Origin of the sequence: Moraxella sp. K23 (genome assembly GCF_041154765.1) — a bacterium.
GTDB lineage: Bacteria > Pseudomonadota > Gammaproteobacteria > Pseudomonadales > Moraxellaceae > Faucicola > Faucicola tetraodonis.
This window is the reverse complement of the sequence record NZ_AP031595.1, coordinates 997575-1012911: the sequence shown is the minus strand read 5'-3', so window position 1 is coordinate 1012911 and position 15337 is coordinate 997575. Positions and strand designations below refer to the sequence as shown.

Here is a 15337-nt window from a genome sequence, read left to right as displayed (position 1 = left end):
TATATAAAGCCGCTGACAAGTCACTATGTTTTACCATGACAAATAGTTGAGATTTTAGTATACTATCTTGTTTATTTGACACGCTTATACGACCGCTATGACCCAAATTCCTGTCATTCAAAACCCAGAAATGGTCAATCCCCAAGACCTTACCGCAAAAACCAATCTACTTGGCATGAGTAAGGCTGAGCTTGGACAATTTTTTGCCAATCTAGGCGAAAAACCGTTTCGCGCCACCCAAGTGATGAAGTGGATTTATCAGTTTGGCGTGACCGATTTTTATCAAATGACGAATTTGTCCAAAAAACTACAAGAAACATTGGACGAAGTGGCAACTGTCACCCCACCTACTGTCAAGTTTAAAAAATTTAGCGAAGATGGCACCCGTAAATGGGTATTTGAAGTAGCAGGTGGCTCGCTGGTCGAAACTGTACTCATTCCTGCTGACGATAATAAACAGTTTGGACGTAAAACCTTGTGTATTTCATCACAAGTCGGCTGTGCGCTTGACTGCTCGTTTTGCAGCACCGGCAAACAAGGCTTTGAGCGAGACTTATCCCCTAGCGAAATTATCGGACAGCTGTGGGTGGCCAACCAGTCTTATATGGAAAATGTGCCTGTCACTGAACGTGAAAATCGGGTTACTAATGTGGTGATGATGGGCATGGGTGAACCGCTGTTAAATTATGAGCCTGTAGTAGCCAGTATGTCATTGATGCTCGATGATTTTGGTTTTGGCTTGTCCAAACGCCGCGTCACCTTATCAACATCGGGCATCGTGCCAAAGATGTATGAGCTCGCCAAAGACATTGATGTGGCACTTGCCATCAGCCTACATGCACCCAATGACGAACTGCGTAACGAACTGGTACCCATCAATAAAAAATATCCACTTAAAGAGCTGATAGCCGCCGCCAAATCTTATGTATATGACGAAAACCCCCGTCATAAAAAGCACGTCACCATCGAATATGTGATGTTAAAAGACGTTAATGACACTGATGAACACGCCCGCCAGCTGGTCAATCTACTCAAAGATTTGCCCTGCAAAATTAATTTGATTCCGTTTAATCCGTTCCCGCATGCGCCTTACGGACGCTCTAGTAACAATCGTATCCATGCGTTTAGCAATATCTTGAACCAAGCAGGCTTTGTCTGTACCATTCGCCAAACCCGTGGCGATGACATTGATGCGGCATGTGGACAACTGGTCGGGCAAGTCACCGATAAAACCCGCCGAGCAAAACAATGGCAAGAAAAAGTGTCCAAAACTTTACAATCTAAAGCGTCTTATTAAATCTTTTATCATTATAATAGTTTGGCGTGATAAAGGCGCAAGTTAGCCTTATCGGTTGGTGTTATCATGGTTTTTTTGCTATAGTAATAGCCATTTTTCCATTTTTAATGCTAGGCTTGTTTTGCTATTGGGTTTTATCGACGATTAAAATTGGTTATCGACTGTCAAAATTTTTAATTATTCAATTTAGTTCATTTGATTATGAGTAAGTTTGTTATGCCACCATGTCACTCACGTCAAACTCATTTATACCACAGTCAACCTGCTATTTTGTGTCAATTACACGACAACGATATAGATGACGATAAAATGCCGGGCAAATCAAATTTTTTATCGAAGGTTTTTGCGGTAGGTATGATTGGCCTTTCAAGCTTCAGCCTTTGCCTAACCGGTTGTACCACTACCCGACAAGTCACCACGCAGACAGTTACTGCCAGTGACCCCAGTCGTTGGGAAAAAAATCCAGAAGAAATCGCCAGAATTCGCACCGCGATTGCCGCTGAATATATTCGTGGTGGTAAATTAGACGATGCCAAACGACAGTTAGAGAGTGCATTAAAGTCTTATCCAAAGTCAGCAGAAGCCAATGATATGATGGGCGTGTTATTGCAGCAAGAAGGCAGCCCGCGCAATATGCAAAAAGCCGAAGCTTATTTTAAAAACGCCATCGCCCTCAATCCTGACTTTAGTCAAGCAAACAACAATTATGGCGTCTATCTCGCCCAACTCAGTCGTAACCAAGAAGCGATTGCCCAGTTTCAAATTGCGGGTTCTGCCTTAGGGTATGACGGTCGTGCCAGTGCGTTAGAGAATTTAGGGCGTACGGCATTAAAGGTAAAAAACAAACCACTGGCGATACAATCATTTATCAAAGCGCTCGATGCCAACCGCCAAAGCATCGTCGCCCGTACAGAGCTTATTGATATTTTATTGGCCGATGGCAAATTTTTGGAGGCGCAGGCACTGTATAATGATTTGGTTAAAATTATTGGTCAAGCCAACCTTGACCCGCGCACTTTATCGCAAGGGATTAGGCTTGCCAAACTTGCGAACAATCCTATGGAAACACAAAAATTAGCGCAGCAGCTTTTAGACCGCTATCCACTAAGCGATGAAGCAAAGCAGATTCGTTCTGGACTTTTAACCCCAACGTCAACTTGGAAATAAGATGGAAAACAGCAATAACACCGACAATCAACAAAACTCTACCCCTGTTCATGACACAACCCAACTGTTGGGTCAGCGTTTTAAACAAGCCCGTGAGAAAAAAGGCTTATCGATTGACGATGTGGCTGCCAAAACTTTCATTTTAAAAAGTCATCTTCGGGCGCTTGAAGCCAATGATTTTGACGCCTTGCCACAGCCTACCTTTGCGCGCGGTTTTGCCACTACCTATGGGCGTTTTTTGGGTTTGGATAAAAATCTGGTCGCGCAAAGTTTTGATGCCCAGTACCCCGCTACCCTCAAACAAAAATATGCCACGGTCATCAATGCCCCGATGCAGCCGATGGGCACGCTTAATCGTGAAGCGCGTCCCAGTGTGCGTATTAACCCTTTTGTCATTGGTGGGATTTTATTGGTATTGGGGCTTGCGATTTTTATTTTTAATAAAGTTAGCAAAGCACATAATGACTCGGTTGAACAAGCGCCCGCTAGTGCTGTTGCCAGTATGCCAACCCAAGACCAAATCAGCGGTGCGTCGCTTAACAATGCAGGCTCAGCGATTGTGACAAACACGGTGACTGCCAGTGGGTTACCCGCAACCGGATCTGCCATTACTGGTGTCGCGGTGAGTGCTGATAACGCCAGTGGTACAGCAGCGACAGGGCAAGCTGGTGCCAAAGCTTCGATTGACATTTTTGTGAAAGACACCACCAAAATCACCATTGTGGATGCGACAGGCAATACGATTTTAGATGGCGAGCAAGCACGCGGTAGTTACCAATTGACAGGTCAAGCGCCGTTTCAAGTCAATATCGACAAAGCCAGCAACGTGAGCTTGGATTTGAACAAACAACCGATTAAATTAAGCAATTATGCCCAAAACGATAAAGCCAATTTTACGTTAAAACCTTAACGGCTTATCACTTTAAAAATACGCTAAATCATTCGTTATAATAGTTATAATAATAGGAACGCCTATGTCAGCGCATAACCCCATCAAACGTAAACTCACCAAAAAAATCTACGTCGGTAATGTCGCAGTAGGCGGTGACGCCCCCATTAGTGTGCAAAGTATGACCAATACTGATACCTGTGATGTCGATGCCACTGTGGCACAGATTCAGCGCTGTGTCGATGCCGGTGCTGATCTGATGCGCGTCTCCACCCCTACCATGGAATCCGTTGCCGCCTTTGCCGAAATCAAAAGACAAGTTTCTGTGCCCCTGGTGGCAGACGTTCATTTTGATTATAAAATTGCACTGGCGGTGGCTGATGCAGGTGCAGACTGTTTACGTATCAACCCAGGTAATATCGGCAATGAACAAAAGGTGCGCGAAGTGATTGCCGCCGCTAAGCATCATGGCATCAGTATGCGCATTGGCGTAAACGCGGGGTCACTAGAAAAAGACATCCAAAAAAAATATGGTGAACCCACGGGTGAAGCCATGCTTGAATCGGCGATGCGCCATATTGATATTTTAGATCGTAATAACTTTGATCAATTCAAAATCTCAGTCAAAGCCAGTAATGTGTTTTTGACCATGGATGCGTATCGGTTGATTTCTGCACAAGTTGACAATCCCCTGCATTTAGGTGTGACAGAAGCGGGGGTATATCGCACAGGTACCGTTAAGTCTGCGATTGCGTTAGGCGGACTACTGCTAGAAGGTATTGGCGATACCATGCGTATTTCGCTAGCCGCTGAGCCAGAAGAAGAAATTAAAATCGGTTTTGATATCTTAAAATCACTCAGTATCCGTAGTAATGGGGTGAATTTTATCGCCTGCCCCAGCTGCTCACGCCAAGAGTTTGATGTGATTCGGGTGATGATGGACTTAGAAAAACGCCTAGAAGATATCCGTGAGCCAATGGATGTATCGGTGATTGGCTGTAAAGTCAATGGTCCAGGGGAAGCCAAAGAATCGGATATCGGCGTGGTGGGTGCTAGTCCAAATAGCCTAGTATATAAAAATGGGGAAAAATCACATTTGATTGATACCACCAAGCTTGCTGACGAGATTGAAGCCATGGTCCGTCAGAAAGTGGCTGAACGTGAAGCGCAGCGCGCCAATGAGATTTTACGGGTTAAATAATTTTTGTATCGTTTATTTTTTAGTTTGCATTTTTGGGAAATTGACCATGTTAAAATCCATTAAAGGTTTTAATGATATCTTACATATTGAGACAGAATCTACGCGCCCATCGAGTGAGTGGCGCCAACTTGAAAGCAGCCTTATCGATGTGCTCAATCAATTTGGCTTTGAGCAAATTCGCCTCCCAATCGTTGAAGAAACCCAGCTATTTGCCCGTGCGATTGGCGATGCCACTGACATTGTCGAAAAGGAAATGTATAGTTTTTATGACAAATCCAACCCACCCACGGCATTGACGCTACGCCCTGAAGGCACGGCAGGCGCGGTACGTGCCGTGGTGGAGCATAACTTATTGCGGGGTGACAATCCAAAACTTTGGTACATCGGGCCTATGTTTCGCTATGAACAACCGCAAAAAGGTCGTTATCGTCAGTTTCACCAATTAGGGGTTGAGAGTTTTGGCAGTGAATTAGCGGATGCTGATGCCGAGCTCATTATCATGACCTACCAAATGTGGCAAAAATTGGGTATTTTAGATGTGGTTCAACTTGAGATTAATAGCTTGGGTGAGATAGACGAACGACTGGCGTATCGCCAAGCCTTGGTGGACTTTTTAACCGATAAAAAATCTCAATTGGATGAAGATAGTCAGCGCCGCTTAACCACCAACCCACTACGCATTTTAGATAGTAAAGATAAAAATACCCAACAAATTTTAGAGAACGCCCCAAAGCTTGCTGACTTTTTGGGGGCAGCAAGCCAGCAGCATTTTGAAGCCTTGCAACAGTATCTTAAAGCAGTCGGCATCAATTTTGTGATTAATCCAAAACTGGTACGCGGTTTAGATTATTACAATAAAACCGTATTTGAATGGACGACTGACCAGCTAGGTAGCCAAGCCACGGTATGTGCTGGGGGGCGTTATGATGGGCTTATTGGACAAATCAAAGCCATTGGCAGTGATAAACCAGCCGCTTCCGAGCCGGCAGTAGGTTTTGCCATGGGGCTTGAGCGTTTGTTGTTACTCATGCAAAAGGTGCATCCGTTTGAGGCAACACCTGCCTGTGATGTATTTGTGGTCGCCCATCCTGATGTTTACACCGATGCCATCAAATTTGCCCATGAGCTACGTACACGACGCTCAAATCTTCGCGTGAAAATGGCAAGTGCCACGAGTTTAAAAGCGCAAATGAAAAAAGCCGACAAATCAGGTGCGCACTTGTCAGTGATTATCGCGCAAGATGAAGTCGCTAACCAGCAAATTACCATCAAAAAAATGGCAACCGGTGACCAAATTACGGTCGCGAGTGACACACTCTTTAGCGAAAATCCAGATTTTATCTAATCTATCTGATTGAGCCAAATTTGATGGTTAACTTATATCAGTAATTTTTTGAAAGGCTTTATGTAATGGTTAAAGACGTACAACCTAAGCTAGTGAATGATGAACAGCAATCCTTAGGCGCGCTTAAACAATATGGTGGCTATATTGTATCCGCCATTATGTTGGTATTAGCGGGCTATTTTGGCTGGAGTTACTGGCAAAAGCATGGCGGCAATATAGATAGCGCAGCGGCGAACGATTTTGCCAAAATTCAAAGCGACCAAAACAACATTGAGACCCTAACCACCCAAGCTGCCACCGATACCAAAGCACAAGCGCAACTGACTACGGCGCAAACCAATTTGGACAAAGATTTGAGCGAATTTGTGGCTAAACATGATAATTCGGTTTATACATGGCAAGCCTTGATGCTGCAAGCCAAACAGCAAACCGATAAAAATGATCTAAAAGCGGCGGCGGCAACGCTACAAAAAGCATCTCAGTTAACGCTGAAGGATGATGGGCTAAAAGCCATTGCCATTTTGCGCCAAGCACAAGTGCTATTGTCAGACAATCAAGCGGATGCGGCACAAAAACGCTTACAAAGCCCCTTACCTGCTGCCTTTGAAGCCAGTAAACTTGAGATTTTGGGGGACATTGCCAACCAACAAGGTGATAAAAAAGCGGCGGCTACTCATTACCAAAAGGCTTGGCAATTGATTGAACAACGTAATCAAAACAACCCAAACCCCCAAGACCGTGCATTGCTACGTATCAAAATGGAAAGCCTAGGCTTAAGCGTCAAACAACCTGATTTAACAGGCGGCGTACTCGCTAAGCCTACCCAAGCTGAAAAAACTGCCCCTGCTGCAGCAATCGCATCTGCGCCCGCAGTTGCGTCAAGCACAAAATAGGCACACATAGCTAAAAAATAGGCAAAAAATCTTAACCTGACAAAACTCTTAAATGGCAATATTTAAATTTCACCGTACGTTACGAGATAAACAATGACGACCATAACAACAACAAAATCGACACCCTTATCGACAAACTTAATGAAACCTGCCGTATTTGCAACCGCCTTGGTGGTAGCGATGACCCTGACAGGTTGTGACAAGTTTAAAAAATCTGACAATGTCCATAAACCTGCCGCACTTGTGAAACTCGCTAGCAGTCAAAATGTGATTTCTCCACTGTTTAGTCAAGGCAGTAATACAAAAGTTAGCAAACGCTTTGGCAGTTTGCGCAATAAAAACACCATCAGCCAGCAACCTACCGCCTTTCGCGTGGCGTATGACAACAATGGCTATGTGAATGCGTTAGCAGACGGTAGCGTGCAAGCGTTTGATGGGCAAGGCAAAGCGCTGTGGAGCATTAAGCTCAAACAAGGCCTAATGTCAGGGGTGGCGCTAGATGAACAATCTCGTGTAGCCGTGGTTAGTGACAGCAAAGGGGTCATCATTGCGTTAGATAGAATGACTGGCAAAGTTATTTGGAAAACGCCTTTAGACACCGCTACCCTATCCCCTGCCCTCATCAGCCAAAACCGTGTCATTACCCTTGGCAATGATGGTAAAATTAGTGCGCTGTCGCTAGAATCTGGCGCGCCTATTTGGAATTTTAACACCCAAAATCCAAATTTAAGCGTTCGCGGTAGTGCCACGCCGATTTTGTTCAATAGCAATATGGTGCTGGTTTCGACAGCCGATGGTCGTATCCATGCGTTAAACATCGATAATGGCGTACCCATTTGGTCAAAACGTTTTGGTATCAGCAAAGGCAGTAGTGATATCGAAAAAATTTCTGATATTGATGCCACCCCCGTGCTCGATGGCAATATGCTGTACGTTGTGTCTTATAGCGGTCAGTTAGTCGCTGCTGATATGGCTTCTCAGCAGCTTAGTTTTGTTAAAGAGTTGGCGAGCCTAAAATCAGTCGGCACAGATGCTAGCCAAGTTTACGCCACTTCGCTTGATGGCGAGTTGGTGGCGATGGACAAAATGACAGGCACGGTTAATTGGCAAACCGATAACTTGTCTTATCGTGGCTTAAGTAACGCGGTGAGTATCGGCAACTATGTGGTAGTTGGTGATGCCATGGGTTATTTGCATGTATATGACCGCGCTTCAGGGGCATTGGTTGACAGAAAACAAGCCAAATCCGACGTTGCGGTATTACAGTTTATCAATAACCGTTTGATTGCCCAAAGCGCAAATGGCGCATTTAGTGTTTGGCAAGTAAATCGTTAATTGTTAAACTGTTCAGGCATTTAGCAGTTTTGGCGAGTGGATGAGCAGCCCATACTGATAAAAGTGTGAGTTTAAATGACAACCCAGCATTGCAGCGCGATGTTGGGTTTGTTAAGTTATAGAAATAATGAATTTTTCAAGCATGTTTAAAATCTTGCTTGTTGAAAATCTTGCTTTTTAAAAATTTTGGAAATTAAATTTATGAAACCAGTTGTTGCCTTGATTGGCCGTCCGAACGTTGGCAAGTCCACCCTATTTAATCAGTTGACCCGCAGTCGTCAAGCCTTGGTTGCTGATTTGGCAGGTCTTACCCGCGACCGTCAATATGGCGATGCAACCTTTGAAGAAAAATCCTTTATCGTCATCGATACCGGTGGTATTGGCGAAGTGGATGAAGGTGACGGCACCATTGATGACTATATGTCGCACCAATCGCATACCGCTATCCATGAAGCCGATATCATTGTATTTGTGGTGGATAGCCGCGCAGGTATCACAGGCGCCGATGAAGTCATTGCCAAACAACTTCATACCCTTGGCAAGCCGGTGTTTTTAGCCGCCAATAAAATGGATGGCGTCCATGAAGCGGCGATTCATGAATTTTATGCGTTAGGTTTTGGTGAGCCATTTTCTATGGCAGCCAGTCACGGACGTGGGGTGGGCAATTTATTAGAAGCCGTCACTGCCAATATGCCTACCGATGACCAAGAAGAACAAGCACCTGATGGCTTACGTATCGCCATCATTGGTAGACCCAACGTCGGCAAATCTACGCTTGTCAATCGCTTGCTCGGTGAAGAACGCGTGGTGGTTTTCGATATGCCAGGTACCACGCGCGATAGTATTTATATCCCTTATGAGCGTGACAACAGACATTATGTGTTGATTGATACCGCAGGCGTGCGTCGCCGTGGACGTATTGATGAAAAAGTTGAAAAATTTTCTGTGGTCAAAACCTTGCAAGCCATCAAAGATGCCAATGTAGTCATCGTGGTCATTGATGCGCAAGAAGGTATTACCGATCAGGATTTGAACTTGTTGGGCTACGCCTTAGAAGCGGGTCGCGCGATGGTACTTGCCATCAATAAATGGGACGGGCTTGACCAAGACCAAAAGAATTTTGTCAAAATTGAAATGGATCGACGTTTTAACTTTATCCCTTATGTAAAGGTTCATTTAATCTCGGCGCTTCATGGGACGGGCGTTGGCAATCTTTACCCATCGATTCACCGTGCCTATGATGCTGCGATGTTTGATATTTCCACCAGTCGATTAACCCAAATTCTGCAAGATGCGGTTACTGCACACCAGCCCCCTATGGTAGGCGGGCGACGTATTAAACTTCGCTTTGCGCATTTGGGCGGTCATAATCCACCGATTATTGTGATTCATGGCAATCAGACCAGCCAAGTGCCAAACAGTTATCGTCGCTATCTAGAAAACGAATTTCGCAAGGTATTCAAACTTGAAGGCACCCCGATTCGGGTTGAGTTTAAACAAAACGCCAACCCTTACGCAGGTCGCACTAATACCATGACGGATGCGCAAAAAGAACGTAAACGTCGAGAGGTACAAAAATTCAAAAAGCGCGGCAAAAAACGTTAAGGCGATGTTAGTTGGCGTTTTAAGGGATGAGTGAATGGTACAGAAGACTTTAGGTTATCAAATTGGGGTAAAGCGTATCGTTGCAATACCCTTTTTATTGGTTTTATTTATTTGCCTTGCGATTTATACCTTAGTCGACTTGACCCAAACCGTGCAATCTGAAATCAAACAGGCGAGTAAGATAAATTATCTACTTGCCCAGTCTATTGCCAGCAGTCCTAACAGTGTGACAACCGCTAGCATTGACACACTATTAAGCGAAATGCCGCAGTACGAAAGCATTGTGTTTTTTCCATTTGATCAGCAGCAGCATCCGACCACCCGTCCAATTAAAGTTACTGAAGTGCTTTTTGAGCGCTATTACGGATTGAGCGAACCTGTTAAAATCAATTTGTTAAAATTAACGCCCAATCAAAAAAATACTAAAGTAGACCAGCTAATTGGCTATAGTAATCTTACCCTTGACCTACAAACCATTCGCCAGCAATGGTTTTGGCAACATTTACCGTTAATGCTTGTGCTATCATTTATTGCGCTGCTAAATTTGTGGTTTGTGGTGCAGAAGGTGCAAAATTTAACCAATCGTTTGCCGAAACTTGAAAATTTAAGCCATCAAATTTTGCAAGATGAGTTTTCACAGGCAGAGGCGTATAAGCTGCCAAAAAGTAATGAGGCTTGGGTATTTGAAAAAGCCTTGGTGTATTTGCTCAACAAGCGCAAGGCGCAAATTACCCAAATCAACACCCTGCGCCAAGAAAAATATGACCTTGAAGAAACCCAAATTAAGCAGCTTGAGCATAGCTCAAAATTTGAAAATATTTTGATTCATGAGTTTAAATCCTCCGTGAGTCGTATCGAATCGGGTCTACAGCTATTACACAATCAATATATCAGCGCTGAGCAAAAAGATGCCGTTGAAATTATTAGTTTGGGTAAAGATGATTTGAATGCTAAGCTGGATCAAATCATCCAAATTAACCGTATCGATAAAGGTCAAACAGGCGTCGGCGCCTACCAATTTAGTCCAACGGGGTTAATCACACAAATTGTCAATGATTACCAGCCTTTGGCTGCCGAGAAAAATATCACGTTAAAAGCAAAGCCCTATCATGCCGACTATGTCCTAGAAGGCGATATTCAAAAAATCACTTTGATTATTAGCTCATTGGTAGAAAATGCGATTAAATTTACCGATAAAGGCAGCATAATAATCACCTCGCAGTTGCAACATTTACAAACGCAAGTACGGTGGACGCTGCAGATTGAAGACACCGGCATAGGCATTGCCAAGGAACATTTAGAGCTAATTTTTGAACCTTTTTTCCAAATTAATCCTGAAATAAAACATACCTCCTCAAATAATTCTGCGGGATTATTTCTAGTGAAAAAACTACTAGAACTCATGAAAGGCGGTATTACAGTTACCAGCGAACCTGATGTGGGTACGAATTTTCAGGTATCGTTACTGCTAAAAGATTGGAAACACAACTATGAACGCAATTTATTGCTAAATAAACATATTGTCGTTTGGTATCACTATGAAGATTTATTCGAAAAAGCCAAACGCATGGAAAATGCCGGTGCTAAAGTTGAGACGTTTACCAGTAGCGAACTTCTTGAAGATTATTTGTCCTCTCATACGGTGGATGCGCTGTTTATCTCGCGAAATATTCATTATCAAGCGATATTAGACTTTGTCAGCAAATTTCGTGAGCGTGAAAATAAAGCCAGGGTCACCATTATTTGTGTTTATGACAGCAAAGCGTTAAATCCGCATACCATTGAATTACTAAAAATAGCTGGGGTGGATTATTTTGTGAAAAAAGAAGTCATAGACGAGCGACTCGATCAATATATCAAAGAGTTGTCCAATATATTGAGTTAAATTTTGAGTTAAAAAAACCCTTCGTTTCATGTGAAGGGTTTTTTCTTTGTAATTTAGAATAAACCTTTAAAGAACAGTACGATGTGTTGCCACATACGTTTAAAAATTCCAGCTTCTTGAACTTGGGTTTCCGCGACCAATGGGACAGACGCCACAGGTTTGCCATTGAGCATAGCCACCAGTTTACCCACTTCTTGCCCCTGCGCTAACGGCGCTTTGACATCGGCTGGCAAATTGACCACGGTGCTGATTTTTTCTTGATCCAATTTTGGCACTAGTACTTGTAAATTGCCTTTGCTGACGACGTTGACTTTATCGACAGCACCGAAGTTGACTGGCACGCTGCCGTAGCTTTTTTGGGCAGGGGCGGCAATTTTAGTAGCAAAGTTACTAAATCCCCAGTTGAGTAAGTTGCGCGATTGGTCTGCGCGCTCTTGAGCGCTTTTAGTACCCATAATCACTGAAATCAGACGCATATCACCGCGTTTACTCGATGCTACTAGGCAGTAACCTGCTTCGTCGGTATGTCCTGTTTTTAGGCCGTCTACCGTTGGATCAGTGAACAACAGCGCATTGCGGTTGCCCTGGGTGATGCCGTTATAAGTAAATTGTTTTTGGCTATAGATGGGATAATACTTTTTGCTGTTTTTAATAATGGCTTGAGCGAGTTTCGCCAAATCTTCGGCAGATGCTTGATGGCCTTCTTGTGGCATACCGGTCGCATTCATAAAATGGGTATGGGTCATGCCAATTTTTTTGGCTTCTTCATTCATCAAATCTGCAAACGTGGTTTCGCTACCGCCAATGTGCTGTGCCATCGCTTTTGACGCATCATTACCCGATTGGATAATGATACCTTTTAACATATCAATCACAGGGGCGGTTGTGTTAACAGGAACATACATACAAGACTCTTCACTTGAGCCTTTACACCACGCTTCAGGAGTCATGAGGATGGGTTCGTTTTCTTTTAATGCCCCTGATAGCAGCCGCTGCTCAATGATATAACTGGTCATCATCTTGGTCAATGATGCGGGTGGGAATGGCTGCGCGGCATTTTTTTGAGCCAATACCGTACCCGTATCATAATCAATTAGGATAAAAGCAGAATTGTCTAGTTCAGGCTGTTGTATGGCGGCATTTGCCTGTACAGTTGTGGCAAAAAAACTGGCGGCGACAAAAGTGCCGACCATCAGACGTTGGGTATATTGCGGTATTACGATTGCTTTCATCTCACTCACTCTTGGCTCAAATCAAATGCGACCTGTTTGCTTGGACGCTTGGTAAAACAAATTGCCTATATTAGCAAAAAAAATCATGATTCAACACTGTATTCGGTCTAAAAATCAACGATTTATCACAAATAAAACCCCCTAAATCAGTTAGGGGGTGGATAGCCTAGGTTGACTTAAATTATTAGTTACTGTTGGCAAGGTCTTTGCACAGTTCAAGATTCTCCGCTTTTGGATAACTGAGTGTCCATTGGCGAGTTTCATTCAAAATTTGCTTGTAATCTTGCTGAGAGGATAAGTACTGCACCGCTAAACGAGGATCGCTGATGGTCGGCATTAATTTTTTCAGCTCGACATTATAAGCGGTGTTAAACCCTGTTTGTTGTGATTTATTAAGCATGGGTGGGCAGATTTCTGACAACACTTGTAATACTGCCACTTCTTCTTTGGTGGTCGATAATTCTGACATATCGATTGCGATGGTATCGTTATTTTTATCTTCAGCGATACCACTCACGGTGACGCCCATTAACAGCATGCCTATCATAGCTTGACTGATTTTGCCCAGTTTAATCATACGGTGTCCTAACGTTATCTAAGTAAAATACAGCCCATATCATACTAAATAATCAAAAAAAATATAGCGAATAATCACGCTATATAGTCAGTATTTTGTGAACAAGTAAAAATTTTTGAAACAGTTTAGCAATATACGGCTAGGTAAAAACTTCGGCATCATCCATGTTACGGCCTAGTTTACACGGTCTAGTTTAATAGCTCAATCGCTTGAATTTGCAAAACACGCTCTGCTATCTGGCTAAAATGAACATCGACATTCTGATAACGCATAACAAATGTAGTATTAAGCGCTTGCTGTCGATACGCAGGTCTAGGGTCTTGCGCAATGAGTTGCTCGATGTTTTGCCAATCTGTTTGATTTAGCTGACTTTTTACTGCAATATTGGATAAATCAGGCAATAAATCTGGATGCCAATGCACCGACTTGATGATGGGTTTTTGGCTGGCATACCCAGCAATCGCGTCATCGATACTATCGCTATAAGGCAAATACGGTTTGATATCAATGACTGGCGTGCCATCTATCATATCGCCGCCGATGATATGCAGCCTCAAACCCGCCTCACTGTTTTCAATATGCGAAAATTTGACCACTGACAATCCAATATTTGCCGGTCGATACATACTTCGACTGGCAAAGACCCCTATCTTTTGGTTGCCACCAAGTCTAGGTGGACGAACCGTTGGCTGAAAATTTGACTGATTGGGATTGATTCGATTTTGATGAAATTGCCAAATAATCCAAAGATGACTAAATTGGGCAATGCCTTCAAAAGCACTGAGCACATTGTAGGGCGGCAACATGCTGATAGTAGCGTTGATATCGACAAGATTAGGCTGGCGAGGTGTGCCAAACTTTTGCTTAAGTGGGGAGTTCACAATGCCGATAATCGGCAGGGTAATTTGTTGTGGTAACATAATAGGTCGTTAAAATATGATATTTTAAACTATGATTATGCCATTTTTTTACGCCCAAATTCGACTAAATCATCAAAAATTTGCTATCATATCGCCCCAGAATGTCAATATTAACCCGCTTTTTTTATCCTTTATCCAGTTTTATTTTTATTTATGACCAATACAAGGTTGGGCGCTATGTCAAAATTTTATGAAGAAACCGTTACCTATGTGCATCATTGGAATGACACATTATTTACCCTAAAAACTACCCGTAATGCAGGTTTACGTTTTAGGAATGGTGAATTTGCCATGATTGGTCTGGAAGTCAATGGAAAACCTTTGATGCGTGCCTATTCAATTGCCAGCACCAACTATGATGAAGAGCTCGAATTTTATTCTATCAAAGTCCAAGATGGTCCTTTGACGTCGATTTTACAGCATATCAAAGTGGGTGATAAATTATTGGTGAGCAAAAAACCCACTGGCACCCTCGTGCTTGATGACCTAAACCCTGGCAAGCATTTGTATATGTTAGCAACGGGTACAGGCTTGGCACCATTTTTGTCACTTGCCCGTGACCCAGAAGTGTATGAGCGTTTTGAGAAAGTTATCGTGGTGCATGGCGTACGCTATGTGAGTGAGCTAGGCTACCGTGAGATGTTTGAAAAAGACTTGTTTGAAGATGAGCTGCTAGGTGAATACGTTAAAGATAAACTCATCTATTACCCCACGGTCACGCGTGAGCCGTTTCGCAATGAAGGGCGTATGACTGATTTAATGAAATCAGGCAAGTTGTTCCAAGATATTGGATTACCACCCATCAATCCAAGCGATGACCGCGCGATGATTTGCGGTAGCCCATCTATGAATAAAGACGTGGCGTCACTACTCGATGAATTTGGTCTTAAACCATCACCTCGTATGGGTGGTACGGGTGATTATGTGGTTGAACGTGCCTTTGTCGAGCAATAAAAGTTGAACAGTAAAAGTTAAACCGTAAAATCATAAA

Annotated in this window: 13 protein-coding genes; 10 read left to right on the top strand and 3 right to left on the bottom strand. The window is 43.3% G+C overall.

Going from position 1 to position 15337, the window contains the following annotated elements; translation table 11 throughout:
• Positions 1-97: 97 nt before the first annotated feature.
• The 9 genes from rlmN to ACAM37_RS04395 all read left to right on the top strand — a co-directional run bounded on the left by rlmN (position 98) and on the right by ACAM37_RS04395 (position 11617).
• The gene (rlmN, locus tag ACAM37_RS04435) at positions 98-1297 is read left to right on the top strand and encodes a dual-specificity RNA methyltransferase RlmN (protein ID WP_369626691.1); all 1200 of its coding nucleotides are present in this window, start codon (positions 98-100) and stop codon (positions 1295-1297) included.
• Positions 1298-1513: 216 nt separating this feature from the next.
• Positions 1514-2464 carry a type IV pilus biogenesis/stability protein PilW gene (gene pilW / locus ACAM37_RS04430; protein ID WP_369626690.1) on the top strand — a complete coding sequence of 317 codons (951 nt, stop codon included), beginning with the start codon at positions 1514-1516 and terminating at the stop codon, positions 2462-2464.
• Position 2465: 1 nt separating this feature from the next.
• On the top strand, positions 2466-3374 hold the full coding sequence (locus tag ACAM37_RS04425; protein ID WP_369626689.1) for a helix-turn-helix domain-containing protein: 909 nt from the start codon (positions 2466-2468) through the stop codon (positions 3372-3374).
• Between the two features lie 64 nt (positions 3375-3438).
• On the top strand, positions 3439-4554 hold the full coding sequence (gene ispG, locus ACAM37_RS04420) for a flavodoxin-dependent (E)-4-hydroxy-3-methylbut-2-enyl-diphosphate synthase (RefSeq protein WP_369626688.1): 1116 nt from the start codon (positions 3439-3441) through the stop codon (positions 4552-4554).
• A 46-nt stretch (positions 4555-4600) separates the two neighbouring features.
• Positions 4601-5899, top strand: coding sequence for a histidine--tRNA ligase (hisS, locus tag ACAM37_RS04415; RefSeq protein WP_201664113.1), 1299 nt, complete (start codon positions 4601-4603; stop codon positions 5897-5899).
• 65 nt (positions 5900-5964) lie between these two features.
• The gene (locus ACAM37_RS04410; RefSeq protein ID WP_369626687.1) at positions 5965-6792 is read left to right on the top strand and encodes a YfgM family protein; all 828 of its coding nucleotides are present in this window, start codon (positions 5965-5967) and stop codon (positions 6790-6792) included.
• Between the two features lie 93 nt (positions 6793-6885).
• On the top strand, positions 6886-8127 hold the full coding sequence (bamB, locus tag ACAM37_RS04405) for an outer membrane protein assembly factor BamB (protein ID WP_369626686.1): 1242 nt from the start codon (positions 6886-6888) through the stop codon (positions 8125-8127).
• 201 nt (positions 8128-8328) lie between these two features.
• On the top strand, positions 8329-9732 hold the full coding sequence (gene der / locus ACAM37_RS04400; protein ID WP_369626685.1) for a ribosome biogenesis GTPase Der: 1404 nt from the start codon (positions 8329-8331) through the stop codon (positions 9730-9732).
• A 34-nt stretch (positions 9733-9766) separates the two neighbouring features.
• On the top strand, positions 9767-11617 hold the full coding sequence (locus tag ACAM37_RS04395) for a sensor histidine kinase (protein ID WP_369626684.1): 1851 nt from the start codon (positions 9767-9769) through the stop codon (positions 11615-11617).
• A 53-nt stretch (positions 11618-11670) separates the two neighbouring features.
• On the opposite strand, the gene ACAM37_RS04390 is transcribed toward ACAM37_RS04395, so the two are convergent.
• The 3 genes from ACAM37_RS04390 to tsaA form a co-directional block, all read right to left on the bottom strand.
• The gene (locus ACAM37_RS04390) at positions 11671-12810 is read right to left on the bottom strand and encodes a D-alanyl-D-alanine carboxypeptidase family protein (protein WP_040403236.1); all 1140 of its coding nucleotides are present in this window, start codon (positions 12808-12810) and stop codon (positions 11671-11673) included.
• A 223-nt stretch (positions 12811-13033) separates the two neighbouring features.
• On the bottom strand, positions 13034-13426 hold the full coding sequence (locus ACAM37_RS04385) for an MCR_0457 family protein (RefSeq protein WP_095355351.1): 393 nt from the start codon (positions 13424-13426) through the stop codon (positions 13034-13036).
• A gap of 188 nt (positions 13427-13614) precedes the next feature.
• Entirely contained in the window at positions 13615-14346 is a 732-nt protein-coding gene (tsaA, locus tag ACAM37_RS04380) for a tRNA (N6-threonylcarbamoyladenosine(37)-N6)-methyltransferase TrmO (RefSeq protein ID WP_369626683.1), read from the bottom strand.
• Between the two features lie 177 nt (positions 14347-14523).
• Here tsaA and ACAM37_RS04375 point away from each other — a divergent pair, with 177 nt between their 5' ends.
• Positions 14524-15300: a ferredoxin--NADP reductase gene (locus ACAM37_RS04375; RefSeq protein ID WP_369626682.1), complete on the top strand. Its 777-nt coding sequence runs from the start codon at positions 14524-14526 to the stop codon at positions 15298-15300.
• Positions 15301-15337 lie beyond the last annotated feature (37 nt).

What these genes read in the sequence shown, in the direction of transcription:
- rlmN (WP_369626691.1), top strand. Translation starts at nt 98, where the DNA reads ATGACCCAAATTCCTGTCATTCAAAACCCAGAAATGGTCAATCCCCAA.
- pilW (WP_369626690.1), top strand. Translation starts at nt 1,514, where the DNA reads ATGCCACCATGTCACTCACGTCAAACTCATTTATACCACAGTCAACCT.
- ACAM37_RS04425 (WP_369626689.1), top strand. Translation starts at nt 2,466, where the DNA reads ATGGAAAACAGCAATAACACCGACAATCAACAAAACTCTACCCCTGTT.
- ispG (WP_369626688.1), top strand. Translation starts at nt 3,439, where the DNA reads ATGTCAGCGCATAACCCCATCAAACGTAAACTCACCAAAAAAATCTAC.
- hisS (WP_201664113.1), top strand. Translation starts at nt 4,601, where the DNA reads ATGTTAAAATCCATTAAAGGTTTTAATGATATCTTACATATTGAGACA.
- ACAM37_RS04410 (WP_369626687.1), top strand. Translation starts at nt 5,965, where the DNA reads ATGGTTAAAGACGTACAACCTAAGCTAGTGAATGATGAACAGCAATCC.
- bamB (WP_369626686.1), top strand. Translation starts at nt 6,886, where the DNA reads ATGACGACCATAACAACAACAAAATCGACACCCTTATCGACAAACTTA.
- der (WP_369626685.1), top strand. Translation starts at nt 8,329, where the DNA reads ATGAAACCAGTTGTTGCCTTGATTGGCCGTCCGAACGTTGGCAAGTCC.
- ACAM37_RS04395 (WP_369626684.1), top strand. Translation starts at nt 9,767, where the DNA reads ATGGTACAGAAGACTTTAGGTTATCAAATTGGGGTAAAGCGTATCGTT.
- ACAM37_RS04390 (WP_040403236.1), bottom strand. Translation starts at nt 12,810, where the DNA reads ATGGTCGGCACTTTTGTCGCCGCCAGTTTTTTTGCCACAACTGTACAG.
- ACAM37_RS04385 (WP_095355351.1), bottom strand. Translation starts at nt 13,426, where the DNA reads ATGATTAAACTGGGCAAAATCAGTCAAGCTATGATAGGCATGCTGTTA.
- tsaA (WP_369626683.1), bottom strand. Translation starts at nt 14,346, where the DNA reads ATGTTACCACAACAAATTACCCTGCCGATTATCGGCATTGTGAACTCC.
- ACAM37_RS04375 (WP_369626682.1), top strand. Translation starts at nt 14,524, where the DNA reads ATGTCAAAATTTTATGAAGAAACCGTTACCTATGTGCATCATTGGAAT.